The 16,376-nt window shown below is 41.0% G+C and carries 19 protein-coding genes; 10 read left to right on the top strand and 9 right to left on the bottom strand.

What is annotated here, in order from left to right:
- Nucleotides 1–324 precede the first annotated feature (324 nt).
- Nucleotides 325–1,077, bottom strand: coding sequence for an ATP-binding cassette domain-containing protein (locus JWP71_RS01240; protein ID WP_299496188.1), 753 nt, complete (start codon nt 1,075–1,077; stop codon nt 325–327).
- A complete protein-coding gene (locus JWP71_RS01235) occupies nt 1,074–1,805 on the bottom strand; it encodes an ABC transporter permease (RefSeq protein ID WP_299496186.1) in 732 nt (243 codons plus the stop codon). The genes JWP71_RS01240 and JWP71_RS01235 overlap by 4 nt, the downstream gene beginning before the upstream one ends.
- Nucleotides 1,806–1,970: 165 nt before the next feature.
- On the opposite strand from JWP71_RS01235, the gene JWP71_RS01230 reads away from it, so the two are divergent.
- Genes JWP71_RS01230 through JWP71_RS01220 form a run of 3 tightly spaced genes read left to right on the top strand, consistent with a single transcriptional unit; the run spans nt 1,971 to nt 4,359 of the window.
- Entirely contained in the window at nt 1,971–2,675 is a 705-nt protein-coding gene (locus tag JWP71_RS01230) for an SDR family oxidoreductase (protein ID WP_299496184.1), read from the top strand.
- A gap of 19 nt (nt 2,676–2,694) precedes the next feature.
- Complete coding sequence (locus tag JWP71_RS01225) at nt 2,695–3,327, top strand: PspC domain-containing protein (protein WP_299496182.1); 633 nt, start codon at nt 2,695–2,697, stop codon at nt 3,325–3,327.
- 45 nt (nt 3,328–3,372) lie between these two features.
- Entirely contained in the window at nt 3,373–4,359 is a 987-nt protein-coding gene (locus JWP71_RS01220) for a DUF5668 domain-containing protein (protein WP_299496180.1), read from the top strand.
- Between the two features lie 16 nt (nt 4,360–4,375).
- On the opposite strand, the gene JWP71_RS01215 is transcribed toward JWP71_RS01220, so the two are convergent.
- A complete protein-coding gene (locus JWP71_RS01215) occupies nt 4,376–4,993 on the bottom strand; it encodes an RDD family protein (protein ID WP_299496178.1) in 618 nt (205 codons plus the stop codon).
- Between the two features lie 182 nt (nt 4,994–5,175).
- Here JWP71_RS01215 and JWP71_RS01210 point away from each other — a divergent pair, with 182 nt between their 5' ends.
- The 4 genes from JWP71_RS01210 to JWP71_RS01195 all read left to right on the top strand — a co-directional run bounded on the left by JWP71_RS01210 (nt 5,176) and on the right by JWP71_RS01195 (nt 9,551).
- A complete protein-coding gene (locus JWP71_RS01210) occupies nt 5,176–5,367 on the top strand; it encodes a DUF2683 family protein (RefSeq protein ID WP_299496175.1) in 192 nt (63 codons plus the stop codon).
- Nucleotides 5,364–5,621 carry a Txe/YoeB family addiction module toxin gene (locus tag JWP71_RS01205; RefSeq protein ID WP_299496173.1) on the top strand — a complete coding sequence of 86 codons (258 nt, stop codon included), beginning with the start codon at nt 5,364–5,366 and terminating at the stop codon, nt 5,619–5,621. The genes JWP71_RS01210 and JWP71_RS01205 overlap by 4 nt, the downstream gene beginning before the upstream one ends.
- A gap of 32 nt (nt 5,622–5,653) precedes the next feature.
- Nucleotides 5,654–7,672 (top strand): (E)-4-hydroxy-3-methylbut-2-enyl-diphosphate synthase, encoded by a 2,019-nt coding sequence (ispG, locus tag JWP71_RS01200; protein WP_299496171.1) that lies wholly within the window; start codon nt 5,654–5,656, stop codon nt 7,670–7,672.
- A gap of 142 nt (nt 7,673–7,814) precedes the next feature.
- Nucleotides 7,815–9,551: a thiamine pyrophosphate-dependent enzyme gene (locus JWP71_RS01195; RefSeq protein ID WP_299496169.1), complete on the top strand. Its 1,737-nt coding sequence runs from the start codon at nt 7,815–7,817 to the stop codon at nt 9,549–9,551.
- A gap of 69 nt (nt 9,552–9,620) precedes the next feature.
- On the opposite strand, the gene JWP71_RS01190 is transcribed toward JWP71_RS01195, so the two are convergent.
- Complete coding sequence (locus JWP71_RS01190) at nt 9,621–10,613, bottom strand: MBL fold metallo-hydrolase (protein WP_299496167.1); 993 nt, start codon at nt 10,611–10,613, stop codon at nt 9,621–9,623.
- A gap of 72 nt (nt 10,614–10,685) precedes the next feature.
- Entirely contained in the window at nt 10,686–11,516 is an 831-nt protein-coding gene (locus JWP71_RS01185; RefSeq protein WP_299496165.1) for an alpha/beta fold hydrolase, read from the bottom strand.
- Nucleotides 11,517–12,106: 590 nt separating this feature from the next.
- On the opposite strand from JWP71_RS01185, the gene hemA reads away from it, so the two are divergent.
- On the top strand, nt 12,107–13,333 hold the full coding sequence (hemA, locus tag JWP71_RS01180) for a glutamyl-tRNA reductase (RefSeq protein ID WP_299496163.1): 1,227 nt from the start codon (nt 12,107–12,109) through the stop codon (nt 13,331–13,333).
- A 152-nt stretch (nt 13,334–13,485) separates the two neighbouring features.
- The gene (locus JWP71_RS01175) at nt 13,486–13,965 is read left to right on the top strand and encodes a hypothetical protein (protein ID WP_299496161.1); all 480 of its coding nucleotides are present in this window, start codon (nt 13,486–13,488) and stop codon (nt 13,963–13,965) included.
- A 29-nt stretch (nt 13,966–13,994) separates the two neighbouring features.
- Here the strand turns inward: JWP71_RS01175 and JWP71_RS01170 are convergent, their stop codons facing one another.
- The 4 genes from JWP71_RS01170 to JWP71_RS01155 form a co-directional block, all read right to left on the bottom strand.
- Entirely contained in the window at nt 13,995–14,141 is a 147-nt protein-coding gene (locus JWP71_RS01170) for a hypothetical protein (protein WP_299496159.1), read from the bottom strand.
- A gap of 66 nt (nt 14,142–14,207) precedes the next feature.
- Nucleotides 14,208–14,699, bottom strand: coding sequence for an SRPBCC domain-containing protein (locus JWP71_RS01165; RefSeq protein ID WP_299496157.1), 492 nt, complete (start codon nt 14,697–14,699; stop codon nt 14,208–14,210).
- Nucleotides 14,700–14,712: 13 nt separating this feature from the next.
- Complete coding sequence (locus tag JWP71_RS01160) at nt 14,713–15,036, bottom strand: metalloregulator ArsR/SmtB family transcription factor (RefSeq protein WP_299496155.1); 324 nt, start codon at nt 15,034–15,036, stop codon at nt 14,713–14,715.
- A gap of 1 nt (nt 15,037) precedes the next feature.
- On the bottom strand, nt 15,038–15,469 hold the full coding sequence (locus JWP71_RS01155; RefSeq protein ID WP_299496153.1) for an SRPBCC domain-containing protein: 432 nt from the start codon (nt 15,467–15,469) through the stop codon (nt 15,038–15,040).
- Nucleotides 15,470–15,681: 212 nt separating this feature from the next.
- Between JWP71_RS01155 and hemC the strand changes: the two genes are divergently transcribed.
- On the top strand, nt 15,682–16,376 hold a 695-nt coding region (gene hemC, locus JWP71_RS01150; RefSeq protein WP_299496151.1), incomplete at its 3' end, for a hydroxymethylbilane synthase.

The raw sequence follows: 16,376 nt of genomic DNA, 5'->3' as shown, positions 1-16,376 counted from the left end.
TTATTGAAAACTTCGCAAGTTTATCCCAAAACCTATGATGACAACACCAGCAAGGTCATCAAAAAAAGTTGTTTCACTACCTTTAAAACAGCTGATTTGTATTTAGTTGACAATTAATATATTAACCTAATATCATTCATAAAAATACTGACGAATAAGTTGTACATTTTGTTACATCACTTTTTCGCAATTATCTTATAAACAATGCTTTAAGTCAAAATCTTGTTACACTTGTTACATTTTGTTTCACCACAGAGTGTAACAAAACACTAACAAAGGCATCAATAATCGGCAGTCTAATCTCTAATCACCAACCTCTAATCACTATAATTTAGCTTTCGCTGCTTGCATAAATTTACTGGCAAATACAAACTCGTTTAATTCTTTGTTGTCGGTTTTGGCAATTTCTTTATTGCTGCCTTCCCACCATTTTTCGCCGTTGTGCAAAAAGATAATATGATCACCAATACCCATAACCGAGTTCATATCGTGGGTAACAATAACGGTGGTCATTTGATATTCTTCGGTGAGGTCATTTATAAGGTCATCTATCAGGATAGACGTTTTAGGGTCGAGGCCCGAGTTGGGTTCATCCACAAATAAATACTTGGGCTGCATAGATATGGCGCGTGCAATCCCTACCCGCTTTTTCATCCCGCCCGATAGTTCGGCCGGGTACAGTGCGTTCTTGCCGGCCAGGTTAACCCGCTCCAGGCAAAAATTGGCTCTTTCTAATTTTTCGGCATGGGTTCGTTTAGTAAACAGGTTCAAGGGGAACATAATGTTCTCTTCCACCGTCATCGAGTCGAACAGGGCAGAGTTTTGAAACAGCATACCAATATGGGTGCGTATGGGCACACGTTGCTCAAAGCTCATGTCGGTAAAATTCTGGTTATCAAAAAAAACATTGCCCTTGGTTGGTTCATGCAGGCCCACAATACATTTTAGCAAAGTGGTTTTACCAGAGCCCGACCCGCCAATAATTAAATTGTTTTTACCTTTTTTAAATGCTGCCGATATGCCATTGAGCACGTCGTTCTCGCCAAATGTTTTATGAATGTTTTTAACTTCAATCATAGCATAATACGCGTTATCACCAAATCGGCAAACAGAATCATTACACAGCTGTATACCACGCCTTTGGTTGATGATTGCCCAACCTCTAACGCGCCGCCAGATGTATAAAAACCCTGATAAGCACAAATGGAAGAAATTAGAAAGCCAAATACTATTGCTTTAACCAATGCAACCTGTATGGTCAATCCGTCAAAACCATCCCGGACGCCGGCTAAGTAATCGGCAGGAGTAATGTCACCGGATACTACACAAGCTATATAACCACCGGTTATACCCAGGGTTATTGATGTGATGACCAGTAAGGGCACCATGGTCATGCTGGCAATGATTTTGGGCGATATTAAATAGCCGGGAGCATTTACCCCCATAATTTCCAGCGCGTCAATTTGCTCGGTAACCCGCATGGTGCCTATTTGCGAGGCAATGCTTGAGCCAACACGACCGGCCAGTACTAATGCTGATATGGTGGGACTAAACTCCAGTATGGTAGAATCGCGCGCTATTTTCCCCGCAATACTAAGCGGCACCAGCGGGCTGCTTAATTGAAAAGCTACCTGTATAGTGGTTGCCGCGCCAATAAAAAGAGATATAATAGCGATAATGCCCAAAGAGCCAATACCGATGGAAACCATCTCGCGCATAACTTCGGCCCAGTAAACACTGAATTTTTCGGGCCTGCGGAAACTTAAACGTAATAAGAGTATGTATTTGCCTAAACTATAAAACATGCGTTGCTGTAAAATTCTGCTAAAAATACGTTTTTACTTTGAACCTGATAAAAGTTAACGCTATTTAACAGAATTGGGGGTGGTTTGTTTAAAACTAACGAGATACAAATAATACAAACATAAGTAAAATAGGCAATCCAATAATTTCCCCTACTTTTATTCATTATGAAAAATGCTCTGATTACCGGTGCCACTAAAGGTATAGGTCGCGCCATAGCTATTGCTTTAGCTCATGAAGGTATAAATATTGCAGTTAACTCGCGCAAGGCCGAAGATCTGGCGGCTTTTAAGACCGAGCTGCTGCAAATTAACCCCGCCATAAAGGTTTTTACCGCCGTTGCTGATGGCAGTAACAAGGACGAATTGCTGCAATTTGCCAAAAATGCAGAGCAGGAATTGGGCACAATTACCATCCTTGTAAACAATTTAGGTATGTACGCGTACTCTAAAATACTGGATGATGAAAAAAATTTATTCCAAAAAATGATAAATACCAATCTAATGCCTTCCTACGAACTATACCGTTTTTTCGGTAAAACTATGGTTTCTGTCGGTGAAGGTCATATCTTCAATATTTGCTCGGTCGCGGCGCTCCATCCGGTGGTCGAAGCGGGCATTTATAGTGTAACAAAAGCTGCACTGTATAGTCTCAATAACGTAATGAGATTAGAGATGCAACAGCATGGGGTTAAGGTAACTGCGGTTATTCCCGGCTCAACATTAACAGACTCATGGAAGGGCCAAGCCGTTGACAAAGATACAATGGTGATGCCCGAAGACATAGCATCGGCAATTGTAAATATTTACAAAATGAGCAAAGGAGCCAATGTTGACGAACTCATAATAAAACCCGCTGGCGGGCAATTATAAACTGATTAAAATTAAGATCATGGAAAAGAAATTACAACGGGATGAGCAGCATAAAATGATAGCAGGCGTATGCGCCGGCCTGGCTGATTATCTGAGCGTAGACGTAATCCTGGTAAGGGTAGTGTTTTTGCTTGTGTTAATATTAAAAGGGGTGGCTCTTGTCCCTTATATTATATTATGGATAGTATTACCTAAAAAGATTTATGGCTTTAATGCTAATGGCCCGGGTAATTATGGTCCGGTTAATAACAGCGGCCCGGTTGATTATACTGTACCGCCACAGCCAAACAATCCGGTTGATTACAGTGTGCCAAATCCATATGGAAGTTTTACCCCTCCTCAGCAACCGGGGGTGCCATTTGTAGCTCCGCCAAAAAGAGCATCAACCGCGTCAATAATTATAGGTATTGCTTTAGTGGCATTTGGCTCTTTCTTTTTGCTGGATGAGTTTGATTTTTTGCCTGATTGGGACTTTGACCGTTTATGGCCGCTAATATTTATTGTGATGGGTTTAGTGTTGGTATTTGCCCGCAAAAAGAAAAACCCGTGGGAAAAAGAAAACTGGCACGCTGCAAAAGAACCCGAAGCAGAAAAAAAAGAAGAAGCAACCGGTGATATATCCACAACAGGTGATACGCCGCCAGCAGAATAACAAATAGATAAATGCAATAGCTTTATCAACATAAAAATTACAATCATGAGAAACGATAAAATAATTCCGGGGGTAGTCCTGATATTAATTGGAGCGGTAATACTGCTTCACAACTATGGCTATATAAATTTCCATTGGCAAAACTTTATATACCTATGGCCCATATTTATAGTAATTGGCGGTATTAATTTAATATTTGCTCATAACAGGTCCACCTGGGCCATGCTGCTTAAGTTAGCCGTAATTATAATTGGCTTTGGGTTAATTGTATTTGGCAATTTTGGTAGCCATCATGGTTTTTGGAACAACAATACTTATAACTACAATGATGATAATGATGATGACGACGATAGTAGCGGCAAAGGCATAGTTAAAATTGAAGGCAATAGTGTTTATAACGAACCTTTTACCAATGATATAAAAGTTGCCCGCCTTAATATTAGCGGTGGGGGTACCATTTACAGTCTAAGTGATACTACTAACCAGCTATTTAACGCCAGTACCAAAGAATTCAGGGGCAACTACACTTTTAACCATAGTAAAGAAGATTCTGTTTATGTGCTTGATTTTAGCATGAAAAATAGCCATGGCATTAACTGGAACTGGCACGACGGTGATAATGATGGCAAAAATGATAAAACAAACTCGGCAGTTTTTAAGCTCAATCCAAACCCCGAATGGGAAATTAATGTAAAAGCAGGTGCTACCAAACTAAATTTTGATTTAACTAAATTCAAGGTAAGATTATTAAAGATAAGTGGCGGCGCGGCAGCATTTGATGTAAAGCTGGGTCAGCCATTACTCGCCACCAATGTTATTATATCAACAGGCATGTCTGCAACAAATATCAGCATTCCTGAAAATGCAGCCTGCAGGATTATAAGCGAAACAGGGTTGTCTTCTAAAAACTTTGAGGGTTTTACCGAAACTACAGACAATAATTATGAAACCCCGGGCTTTAGCAGCGCTAAGAATAAGATATATATAAAAATGAGCGGCGGAATGGCTGATTTTAAGGTGAGAAGATATTGATCTCCTCACCTTAAAATCAAGGGGTTGATATAATATATGTTTTAGCTAAACTATCATACCAGGCCTGGCGGTGCTCGCTAAAATATACGCTTAAAAACGGTATCCATATAGTAATAGACAGCGTTACGCCCAAATTACGAAGGAAGGCTCTCGGCAACGACAATCTCTTGCCATCAATATCCACCACACTTAATTTAAATATTCTTTTACCCAAGCTGCCTTTTAAATCGGTAGCTTCACAAATGGTGTTGTAAATCAGAAATGTAGTTAAAACACTTATAGTAAGTATCAGCATGGAGTTAGGCACCGGCATACCAATTCTGTAATCGGTAGGTAATGTAACCCATCCTGTGCGTGTTGCTATGTTTGATACAATGATATATATCCCAAAATAGTCAATAAAAAAAGCAGCAATACGTTTGCCAAAGGGAGCCAGGTTGTCCTCGGTAGGGAAGTATATACCCTGTGCCTCAAAGTAATCATTCAGCTCCGGCAGTTCAGACGCGTATTGCGGTTTGTCACTTAATGGCGTAATAATTTCTGTATGAATATCAATATCCATGTCCATTAATTCGTCAAGGGTGTATGGTCCTTTTTTATCGTCGCCCGTTACCAGGTAGTATTCTTCGTTCATCGTGGAGGCAAAAATACTTTTAAAAGGTAAATAATTACTATCGAAAAATTTATAGCGAAAACATATTTCGTATATTAGCTTATATAAAGATGTCAAAGAAGTTCAAAAACGGATTATAAGATGTTGAAGAGGGAAGGGCATATGATTATAGTGATGTAAGGAAAAAGTCTTAAATTTGTAGTATGGAAACATTAATCGTACATCCTGGTAATAAAGAGCAATTGGCAGCCTTGAAAACTTTTATGAAAGCTTTTAAAATTTCTTTTGAAGAAGAAAAGTCGCCTTACGATCCTAAATTTGTCGCCAAAATACAAGAAAGTAGAGATCAGGTTAAAAGAGGTGAAACTCGTGTTGTAAATATTGATGATCTGTGATCATAAAATTTACTAAGAAAGCTGATGCTGACCTTGATTATTTAAAAACAAGCGGAAATCAGCAAATTATAAAAAAGATAAAAGAATTGCTTAGAGCTATTAGTGATGATCCTTACAAAGGTATTGGTCAGCCCGAGCCTTTAAAATATAACCTTTCAGGCGCGTGGTCAAGGCGAATTAATAAAGAACACAGATTGGTTTATGAAGTAAATGATGACGTAGTCTTTATACTATCGTTAAAAGGACATTATTAGTATTCCTTATCTTTGCATTAAATTTCTTATGCATGCACACCCCCACTATATTACTTCCCGGCCGATATTGTAACTCACTAACAGAATATTCGCGTTTTGTAACGCGCGAAGTTTTTATCGGCGATGTGCCCATGGGGGGTAATAACCCCATCCGCATACAAAGCATGACCACTACCGACACCATGGACACTATAGGTACGGTAGAGCAATCTATCCGGATGATCAATGCGGGCTGCGAATATGTGCGCATTACCGCGCCAAGTATTAAAGAGGCACAGAATTTAGCGGAGATAAAAAAACAATTGCGCCAGCGGGGTTATACAGTACCATTGGTTGCCGATATCCACTTTACCCCCAACGCTGCCGAAGTCGCCGCCCGCATTGTCGAAAAAGTACGTGTTAACCCGGGCAATTATGCCGATAAAAAGAAATTCGACCAGATAGATTATACCGACCTGCAATACCAGGGCGAACTGGAGCGCATATACCAAAAATTTGCGCCACTGGTAAAAATATGCAAGGAATATGGTACCGCCATGCGCATTGGTACTAATCATGGGTCGTTAAGCGATAGGATAATGAGCCGTTATGGCGATACCCCGCAGGGCATGGTCGAGTCGGCGATGGAATTTATGCGGATGTGCGAAACGCTGAATTATTATAATTTGGTTATCTCCATGAAATCAAGCAACCCCCAGGTTATGGTACAGGCCTACCGTTTATTGGTTGAAACCATGGTAGCCGAGGGCATGAACTATCCGCTGCATTTAGGCGTTACCGAAGCCGGCGACGGCGAAGATGGCCGCATCAAATCAGCCGTTGGGATAGGTACTTTATTAGAAGATGGCCTGGGCGATACCGTCCGTGTATCTCTTACCGAAGAACCCGAAGCAGAGGCACCGGTAGCTATTGCTTTGGTGAACCGCTATGCGGAGAGGTTAAAGGCTGAAAGGCAAAAGGTTAAAGGTGATATTAAGGACAATACAAACCTTTCGCCTTTAACCTTTAACCTTTTACCTTCTTCTTACAGTCCCTACGAATACAAAAAGCGCCACACTTACGAAGCCAACGCTTTTATAGGGGGGCACATGGTGCCGCGCGTGGTGGTTGATCTGTCGGAAGCTAATCTGAAAGATGCTTCGGTGCTTAATGATGCCGGTTATATCTATTCGCCGTTGTTAGATAAATATAATATGGCCGATCAGTCGGTTGATTTTGTGTTTTTGGGTGATGAATTGCCATCATTTAACCTGCCCGCTAACTTAAAGCAACTATATAATTACCCAACCTGGCAAAAACTAACCCATAAAGTTAATTGCCACCCTGTATTTACCTTGAGTGAGTACGTAAATGCCAACGATCGTTCATCAGCATTGAACCTGGTGCGGTTAAAACCTGCGGATATTGATTCGGAAGAGTTTGGTTTGTTGCCTTTCAGCAATTCACTGGTTTTTGTTTTGGAGACTGATGCCCTGCATGGCATGGCTGATCAGCGCTTGTTCTTCTTTAAAATGGAAGAGTTGGAGCTGGAAGTGCCGGTTATCATCAAAAGAAGTTACAGTTTCGAAACTCAAGACTCAGAACTCAAGACTCAGAACTTACAACTACAAGCCGCTACAGATCTGGGCGCTTTACTAATTGACGGTTTTGGCGATGGTATATGGATAGACGTGCCTTCAATCGACATTAAAACAATAACTTCCACCGCGTTTGGCATTTTACAGGCAACGCGATCGCGCATATCAAAAACAGAATATATATCGTGCCCAAGTTGTGGGCGCACTTTGTTTGATTTGATGGTTACTACGCAGATGATCCGCAGCCGCACCAGTCATTTAAAAGGATTGAAAATTGGCATCATGGGTTGTATAGTAAATGGCCCCGGCGAAATGGCCGATGCTGATTACGGCTATGTAGGATCAGGCACCGATAAGATCACGCTTTATCGCGGCAAGGAAGCGGTAAAGAAAAACATCAGCGCCGCCAACGCGCTTGACGAATTGATAGGTATTATCCGCGAGGATGGTAACTGGATAGAGCCGTCGGTTTAAAGATTAATACTTGTCTGTTAAATTTAGCCTTTAAAATTATTCCCCTGATCTTTAATAACTAATCTCTGATCTTTGCCCTTATTTACAAATTTTAAAACTCACACACAGTTGGTTGGTTAAAGTTTTAAAGCAAGTATGTAATATGGTAAAGAACGTAGCCGACCAACTGGTAGAAATGCTGGTTAACAATGGCATAAAAAGAATATACGCCGTAACCGGCGATAGTTTGAACGAGGTGAACGACGCGGTAAGGCGCGAAGGCAGTATACAATGGATACATGTACGCCACGAAGAAGCCGGAGCATTCGCAGCAAGTGCCGAGGCACAGCTGTCGGGGTTTGCCTGTTGCGCTGGCAGCAGCGGCCCCGGTCACGTACATTTAATTAACGGATTGTATGATGCCCATAAAGCCGGGGCGCCTGTAATTGCCATCGCATCAACCGTTATGAGTATGGAATTTGGTACAGACTATTTCCAGGAAACCAATACCATCAAGCTTTTTGACGATTGCAGCCATTATAACCAAATAGCGACCACGCCGGCTCAATTTCCGCGTATGCTGCAGGCAGGCATACAGTATGCCTTGAATAAAAAAGGGGTATCAGTAATAGGCCTGCCCGGCGACCTCACCAAAATGAATGCAGAAGAAGGAGTGTCTTCTACACAAAATTATAATCCTGTTCCCGAGGTCAGACCTTCAGCCACTGATTTGAAACAATTGGCTCAATTAATAGATGAGCATAAAAAGATAGTTGTTTTTTGCGGGATAGGTGCAGCGGATTCGCACGATGAGGTAGTAAATCTATCCAATAAGCTAAACGCACCGGTAGGCTATTCTTTCAAAGGTAAAATGAGTATCCAATATGACAACCCTAATGAGGTTGGCATGACCGGCTTGCTGGGCTTGCCATCGGCATTTCATAGTATGCATGAATGCGACCTGCTGATCCTGCTGGGTACCGATTTCCCTTATGCCCAGTTTATGCCACCAAAGTGCAAAATTGTACAGGTGGATATTAAATCCGAGCGTTTGGGCCGCCGTGCTAAAGTGGATATGGGTTTATGTGGTAATATAAAAGATACATTAACAGCTTTGTTGCCATTGGTCGCTCAAAAAAAGGACGATAGCTTTTTAAAAGAGCAATTGGAGTTTTATGCCGAGGTGAAAAAACAGATGCAAGGCTATGTGAATGATGGCGGGGAAACCGATAATATTCATCCCGAAAAGGTTGCCAGTATATTGGATGAGCTAGCTGCTGATGACGCCATATTTACGGTTGACACTGGCATGTCGTGCGTATGGGGAGCGCGATATATTAACGCCACCGGCAAACGTGAGCTGTTAGGTTCTTTTAATCATGGTTCCATGGCTAATGCTATGCCTATGGCTATTGGCGCGGCATTAACGTGCCCCAACAGGCAGGTAATAGCTATGTGTGGCGATGGGGGCTTATCTATGCTTTTAGGCGATTTGGCTACTATAGTTCAATATAAATTACCGGTTAAGATCATCTTATTTAATAACCGGTCATTAGGTATGGTAAAGCTTGAAATGGAAGTTGCCGGCCTGCCCGACTGGCAAACCGATATGGTTAACCCTGATTTTGCTTTAGTGGCACAAGCTATGGGCATAAAAGGAATTACAGTGACCGAGCCTGATAATGTTAAACAAGCATTGCAGGAAGCCTTGCAACATAAAGGTCCTGTATTAATAAATATCATGACCGATCCCAATGCCTTAGCCATGCCGCCAAAAATTGAGTTTGAACAGGTAAAAGGCATGGCATTATCCATGACCAAACTGGTATTAAATGGCAGAATGGACGAAGTGCTGGATACCGTTAAAGCAAATTATAAGCATTTGAAGGAAGTGTTATAGCAGTTAACAGTTTTCAGAGAACAGTTGGCAGTAAATTTTAACTGCAAACTGTTCTCTACCTGCTGCAAACTATAAATATGGTTTCCACCAACCAGAATTATACGCCCCCGTAACTTCGGTTGGCTTGCCAGGTTCGGGTACAAATAGTTCTATCTTTTTATCGGCAGCATATTGTTGCAGTTTTTCAATAGGCTCAAACCAATCATGCAGCGCCAGGTTAAAGGTGCCCCAATGTATCGGCATCATTAATTTGCCTTTTAAAGCCACGTGGGCGTTTGATGCATTATCAGGCCCCATGTGTATATCGGGCCAGTACTCGCCATAGGCGCCAATTTCTAATATGGTTAGGTCAAATGGGCCATATAACTCTCCTATTTCTTTAAACCCCGGGAAGTATCCCGAATCGGCCCCAAAAAATATATTGTGCTTTTTGCCCTTTATGATAAATGACGACCACAAAGTTTCATTACGTCTAAATATCCCCCTGCCCGAAAAATGCCTTGCCGGTGCAGCGGTTATCACACAATCATGATTTATCATTACACTATCACCCCAATCCATTTCGGTAATGTAATTTTTTACGATGCCAAATTTCTCCAAATGCTGTCCAACGCCTAGTGAGCAATAGAACGGTATATCGGTACCCGCAAAAAACTTAATGGTTTCTTTATCCAAGTGGTCATAATGGTCATGAGATACAATGATGGCATCCAATGGGGGCAAATCACTCAAAGCTATAGGCGGCCTAAAAAAACGCTTTGGTCCCATCCATTGCACAAAAGATACCCGCTGGCTCCAAACCGGGTCGGTTAAAATGGTTCGCCCGTCAATTTCTATTAATAAGCTGGAGTGCCCCACCCAGGTTATGCGCAGGCCGCTTTTTGGCGGCGTTGTAAAAATGGAAGTATCAGTTTTAAAAGGCCCCAGGTTTTTATGTGGTACCACCTCGGCCTTGTTGGTAGCATAGGCCCGCATAATGGGTATCATCTTGTCAAAACCAGCTTCGTCTGTTGGTATGGGGTTTAAATATTTTCCGTCTTTTTTTCTTGACTCTGATATCATATTCACATTACATATTACATAAAGTACCGGTATATAATTATACAACAAGGTATTAAATGGCGTTGTATTAAATTATTTATTTAAAAATTTGATGGCCGCATTACAAAATTTTTGCAAATCAGCAGGTAACGTATTTTTAGCATAGGGGTGTGTGCCCCCAAAGGTATGGTCGGCACCTTTTATTAGCAATAGTTCGGCATGGGGTTGTGCCGTATGTAGTTGTTCGGCATGGGTAGGAGCTACGGTTTTATCCGCATCGCCATGTATAATTATCCACGGTTGCGTTATTTCAGCTGCTTTTTTTAAAACGTTAAGCCTTTCCGGGTGTTTATCCAGGTCGTACAACAAACTGGCCTTTAAAGGCATTTGTTGGTTGGTACGGCTGTTCAGCATATACATTATGCCCTGTAATTTCCATTGCTGTTCGGCTTCTTTAGGCCAAAGGTTATGAAAGCTTGAAGTAGAACCCATGGTAACCAGTTTTTTTATCCGCTTATCTTCGGCAGTTTTAACTATACTAATGCCGCCACCCATGCTATGGCCAATTAAATATACGCCATTTGCCCGCGGTATTGCCGAGCCATTAATGGCAAAATCAATAACCGTGTTCAGGTCATCCAACTCAATAGAAAACGTATTGTCGCTAAAAGCTATCAGGTCCGTAAAATCTATCGGATTATCAGGCGTGGTGCCGTTATGGCTAAAGTTGAATTTTAAATAACGGTAACCGTTTTGGGCAAAGTAATTGGCTACCAGGTTATGCGCACCCCAGTCTTTAAACCCTTTAAAGCCATGTACGAAGATAACCAGCGGAGCATCTTTAAAATTTTCATCATAAGTAAGGTCCATTAACATGCCCCTGCCTTTAGCGCCTGATAGTGTGAAAAATTCTTTTTTAATCATTGTTATATAAGCCAATTATACCACAATGCGCGGCGTTAACCAAGTTATAGATGCTTTTTACCTGTGGTTGTTACAAAACTTCCATCCCGCGCCCCGGTTATCAATGTCGGCTGTGATGCAACCGCAACAGCCATTAAAACAGTAAAGGTAAATGTACCCAATTTAACGGCGCATCTCCAACCTATTTTGTATATGCATGCGTAAATACGCCGTCAGCATTAAACTTGGGCTAATGGCGGCAAACAGATGTGGTATTTTAAACATCAATCCCGCGCCAAACAATATTTCAAGAACACCCTACAAAGAATTTATAAATTGGGGATATGGAATATAATGCCGAATGATGCGGATGTACGACGGCGGATTGCGGAAATGGTTTACTCCGGCATATAAATAGCCGGTTATGAGGATAAGCAAACTGGTTTTTTTTAGCATTTTCGTAATTTTAGCTATATTTTTGGCTATAAAACGACTATTTGAATAATAAAATGCCGTTTATTTATAAACATTCTAAATTCAACGGTATGACAAAGTCTTGACATTGGTTCTGGTTTAGGATGTTACTTTTGTTGGGTCAAATTTAAAATGCTTTGAAGTATTTAAAGGTAATAGCTTTTACACATAAACAGATCGAACTAAAGGAGCTGGGGAAACTGGTAATCTGCGAGGAGAATCTTACAGATAAGCTCCAGCATGTAAAAGCCGAGTTTGGTATATCCGAAATTTTTTACCTGGCTACCTGTAACCGGGTTGAATTTGTAATAATAACCCCCGAGGATGTTGACAAAGCATTTGCCAATAAGCTTATTAAAGCATTAGACATCGACCTATGCGCAGAACATATGGGTGCTTTTGTTGACGCGGCTTCTATTTACCAGGACCAGGAAGCGCTTAACCACTTACTGCGTATGTCGTGCTCGTTAGAAAGTCTGGTGGTTGGCGAAAAAGAAATTTTATCACAGCTGCGAAAAGCTTATGAGGATAGCCGTGAGGCGGGCCTTACCGGCGACTGCCTGCGAATGTTCATGACTTGTGTGGTTAAAACAGCTAAAGAGGTTTACACAAATACCAACATCGCTAAAAATCCAATTTCGGTGGTGTCGTTGGCTTATCGTAAACTTAATGATCTTAAATTATGTTCAAACGCGCGTATCCTTATCATCGGCGCAGGCGAAACCAACCAAAATATTTCCAAATATCTTCAAAAACATAAATTCTCCAACTTCGCGGTATTTAATCGCACCCTGTCAAAGGCCCAAAAACTGGCTGTTGATTTGAATGGAGAAGCATTTACGCTGGATGGATTAAAAACTTACAATAAGGGCTTTGATGTTATTATTACCTCTACATCAGCAACAGAGCCTATTATTACGCCCGAAATTTATGCAAGCTTACTAAACGGCGAAACCGGCAAAAAAACTATCGTCGATCTGGCTATACCTAATGATACCGCGCCCGAAGTACTGGAGCGGTTTCCGGTAAATTATATAGAGGTGTGTTCTTTAAGCGAGGTTGCCAAACGCAATTTACAAGAGCGTTATCAAGAGCTTACCCATGCCGAAGCTATAATAGCGCAAAATATGGCCGAATTTATACAGATGCTTAAACAGCGTCGCATAGAATTAGCCATGCGCCAGGTGCCCGAAAAGATAAAAGAGATACGCAATACCGCCATCAATAGTGTATTTGCCGACGAGCTGCAAGGCATGGACCAGCAATCGCGCGAGGTGCTGGAACGCGTTATCAACTACATGGAAAAAAAATACATTAGCGTACCCATGGTAATGGCTAAGGATATTTTGATCAATAATCATTAATATTATCCCCAATTCTTCTTTATTAATATAGCTCAGCCGTACGTCATCATCAGCGGTAACGTGGCGATCTCTGCACGCCAGACAGAAAATAATATATTTTTTTTGTCAATGTAATTCAGTAACTTAGATATTATCTAAAGTGCTATATACTAATGAGATTCACCAGGGGAAATATTGTTGTAGCTAATCCAATTCCGGATGAAACAAGAATTTATTATTCTAAAGGCGACGCACTGTTTAAATTGGTTTTATTATTCATTGGATTTGGATGCGCTGTATATCTTGTAACACGGGGGCCGGATTATTATGCCGGCGGTATAATGCTTGGTATACTCACCAGTATTTTTATTTATATAAAAGGCAGAAATTTTATTATTGATGAGCCCCGCATAATTATCAATAATAAAGGCATACAAACCGATACGGTGCCATTTTATCCCTGGCATGAAATAACAGAAGTTAAGGTAAAAGAAATAGGTTGGAGGAGAAGGGGCTCTCATTATCTTGCCTACCAGGTGCCTGAAAAACACTTAACTGTAAAAATTGATAATTTAAATATTTCCGTAGATAATTTGGATACACTGGTACACTATTATCAGGAGCGAAGCGAAAATACTTCTTTTACTCATTGAGATAATTCGGGACAGTTTCTATCCAGCCTTTAGGTATAACCAGACAACTTGTTGACGAATGGCTTTTCAACTCCCGAAAAATCATCACTCCACCAGTCCTGAATGGTTTCAATAATAGCTGAATACACTTCATCGGCCGGGTTGTTTACTGTAATGCTTTTTTGATAGTCTTTCATATGTGTCTTTTTGGTTTTAATATTGTTTTACAATCAAGATTTGAATGCTGTCAAATCTTGTCACAATTACTTTCGGTCAGCCAGAAGTTTCTCTTCGTCTGCAGTTTTTGGGTTGCCAGTGCTATTGGGCTGCCCTTTACCTGTACTAATCAAGCTACGCAAACTATTTTGTATATAACCGGTCCATGCATTAAAGCAGATATCATAACATTCATATTCGGGAACTAAACCTTGATGAGTGAAGCAAATTTGCGTTTTGTTATCCTGTTTAGTGATCTCAAAATTAATTTTTGTGCCTATCCATTCGCTTTTGTCCTTCGTGAATTTAAAATAGTTGTCCATAACAAGCCATGCAACTTTTTTGTCGGGAATAACTTCTATCAATTTCATTTTACAGGAATGAATATCTTCGAAATGATATTTAAACTCATCATTGAGTTTGTCTGTACTGCCTTCAATTTCTTCTGACCACCATCCGCGAACGTCATTGATGGCATTGAACGCTTCTGCCGGAGTTTGGTCTACCAACAGGGTAGTGGTAAAATCTGATGTTGTCATTTTCATTGTTTTTTTAGTTTGGTAATTTGTTATTTAATAGTGTTTCTAACTTTTTTAGTTTCGATGCCCAGAATTCGTCGAAGTAGGAGATCCAGCCTTGCAGTTCTTCAAAACCATCTTTTTTCAGCATACAATACCGTTCCCGGCCAATATCCTGGATAGAAATGAAGCCAGCGGTTTCCAATATTTTAATATGCTTTGAAACGGCGGGACGGCTCATATCGAAATTATCAGCAAGACTGTTGATAGTCAAGCTATCTGCGGAGAGCAGCATTAGCATTTTTCGCCTGCTGGGATCACCGATTACCTGGAATGCGTCAAGCCTTGGTATTGCCATGTTATTCAGCATTTAAATGATTCATCATCTTTTGTATATTTTTAACCCAGCCATCTGCCAAACCATTGTAAAAACTCAGATTTTCCTTTTTCGCGAAACCGCTATGCTCTAAAAAAAGATCGGTGCCTTTATCTGTTGGCTGCAATTTCCAAACAACTACAGAATCAAGCGTTATCTCGCCACCACCGGGGCCGCTCTTCCATGAATATGAAAGCTTTTTAAAAGGAACTATCTCTAATACTCTGCAGTAGAAGATCCCATCGAAATCGAGGCTCGGTATTGGGTTTGTCCGGAATTGAAAGTCGAGCCCTACAACGGGCTGAAAATCATTTTTCATGAGCCATAGCTCCATTAATTCAGGTTTCGTGAGGTAATCCCAAACCGCTTGAGGTGGATGAGGGAAGAAAAATTGGTGTTTAATGCTTTTTTTCATATATGTAACTTTGAAGTTACTCAAAGATATAGGTAACTTTTGGGTTACGCAAATGTTTTTTTAAAAAACTAAATTTCCGGTTGGCGGCATCAATAGTATTGGCGGGGTTACCCGTACACTCATTGAATAGTCACTTTATTTTCATATCATTAATAAAATAGACAACCATCCGTATAAAAAATTAAATTTGCACTTGCAAATAGAATAACCACTTGGAAAGAACGTTAATTATAGGTACACGCGGAAGCGAACTTGCACTATGGCAGGCTAATTTTGTTAAGGACAGCCTGGCAAAAGTGAATATTACTGTAGAGCTAAAGATTATTAAGACACAAGGCGACCGCTTACTTAATTTAAGTTTTGATAAATTAGAAGGTAAAGGCTTTTTTACCAAAGAGCTGGAAGAAGAATTATTGGCAGGTACTATTGACATTGCGGTACACTCACACAAGGACCTGCCCACCGAAAACCCTCCGGGACTCATCATCGCGGCAGTATCAGAGCGGGAAGACCCTTCTGAGCTGCTGCTGATCTTGAAGGACTGTGTGGATGTTCACCAAAAGCTATCTGTAAAATTTGGCGCTATTGTAGGCACTTCATCCAACAGGCGCAAGGCACAGCTACTGGCCTATCGCCCTGATCTGGAAATTGAGGACCTTCGCGGCAATGTACCTACCCGCATAGGTAAATTGCGCAAAGAAAATTACGACGCCATTATGCTGGCCAAAGCCGGTGTTAGCCGTTTAGGGATTGACTTGAGCGAATTTCACGTAGAAGAACTAACCCCTAACGAAATTGTACCCGCACCTGCACAAGGTGTTTTAGCTATACAGATACGCGAAAGCGATACCGAACTGTTCGGGGCCCTGCAGGTGCTAAACCACCCCGATGTTGCCGAAGAACTGGC

The sequence above is a fragment of the Mucilaginibacter sp. genome (assembly GCF_028287845.1).
GTDB lineage: Bacteria > Bacteroidota > Bacteroidia > Sphingobacteriales > Sphingobacteriaceae > Mucilaginibacter.
This window is presented reverse-complemented; position numbering and strand designations above follow the sequence as displayed.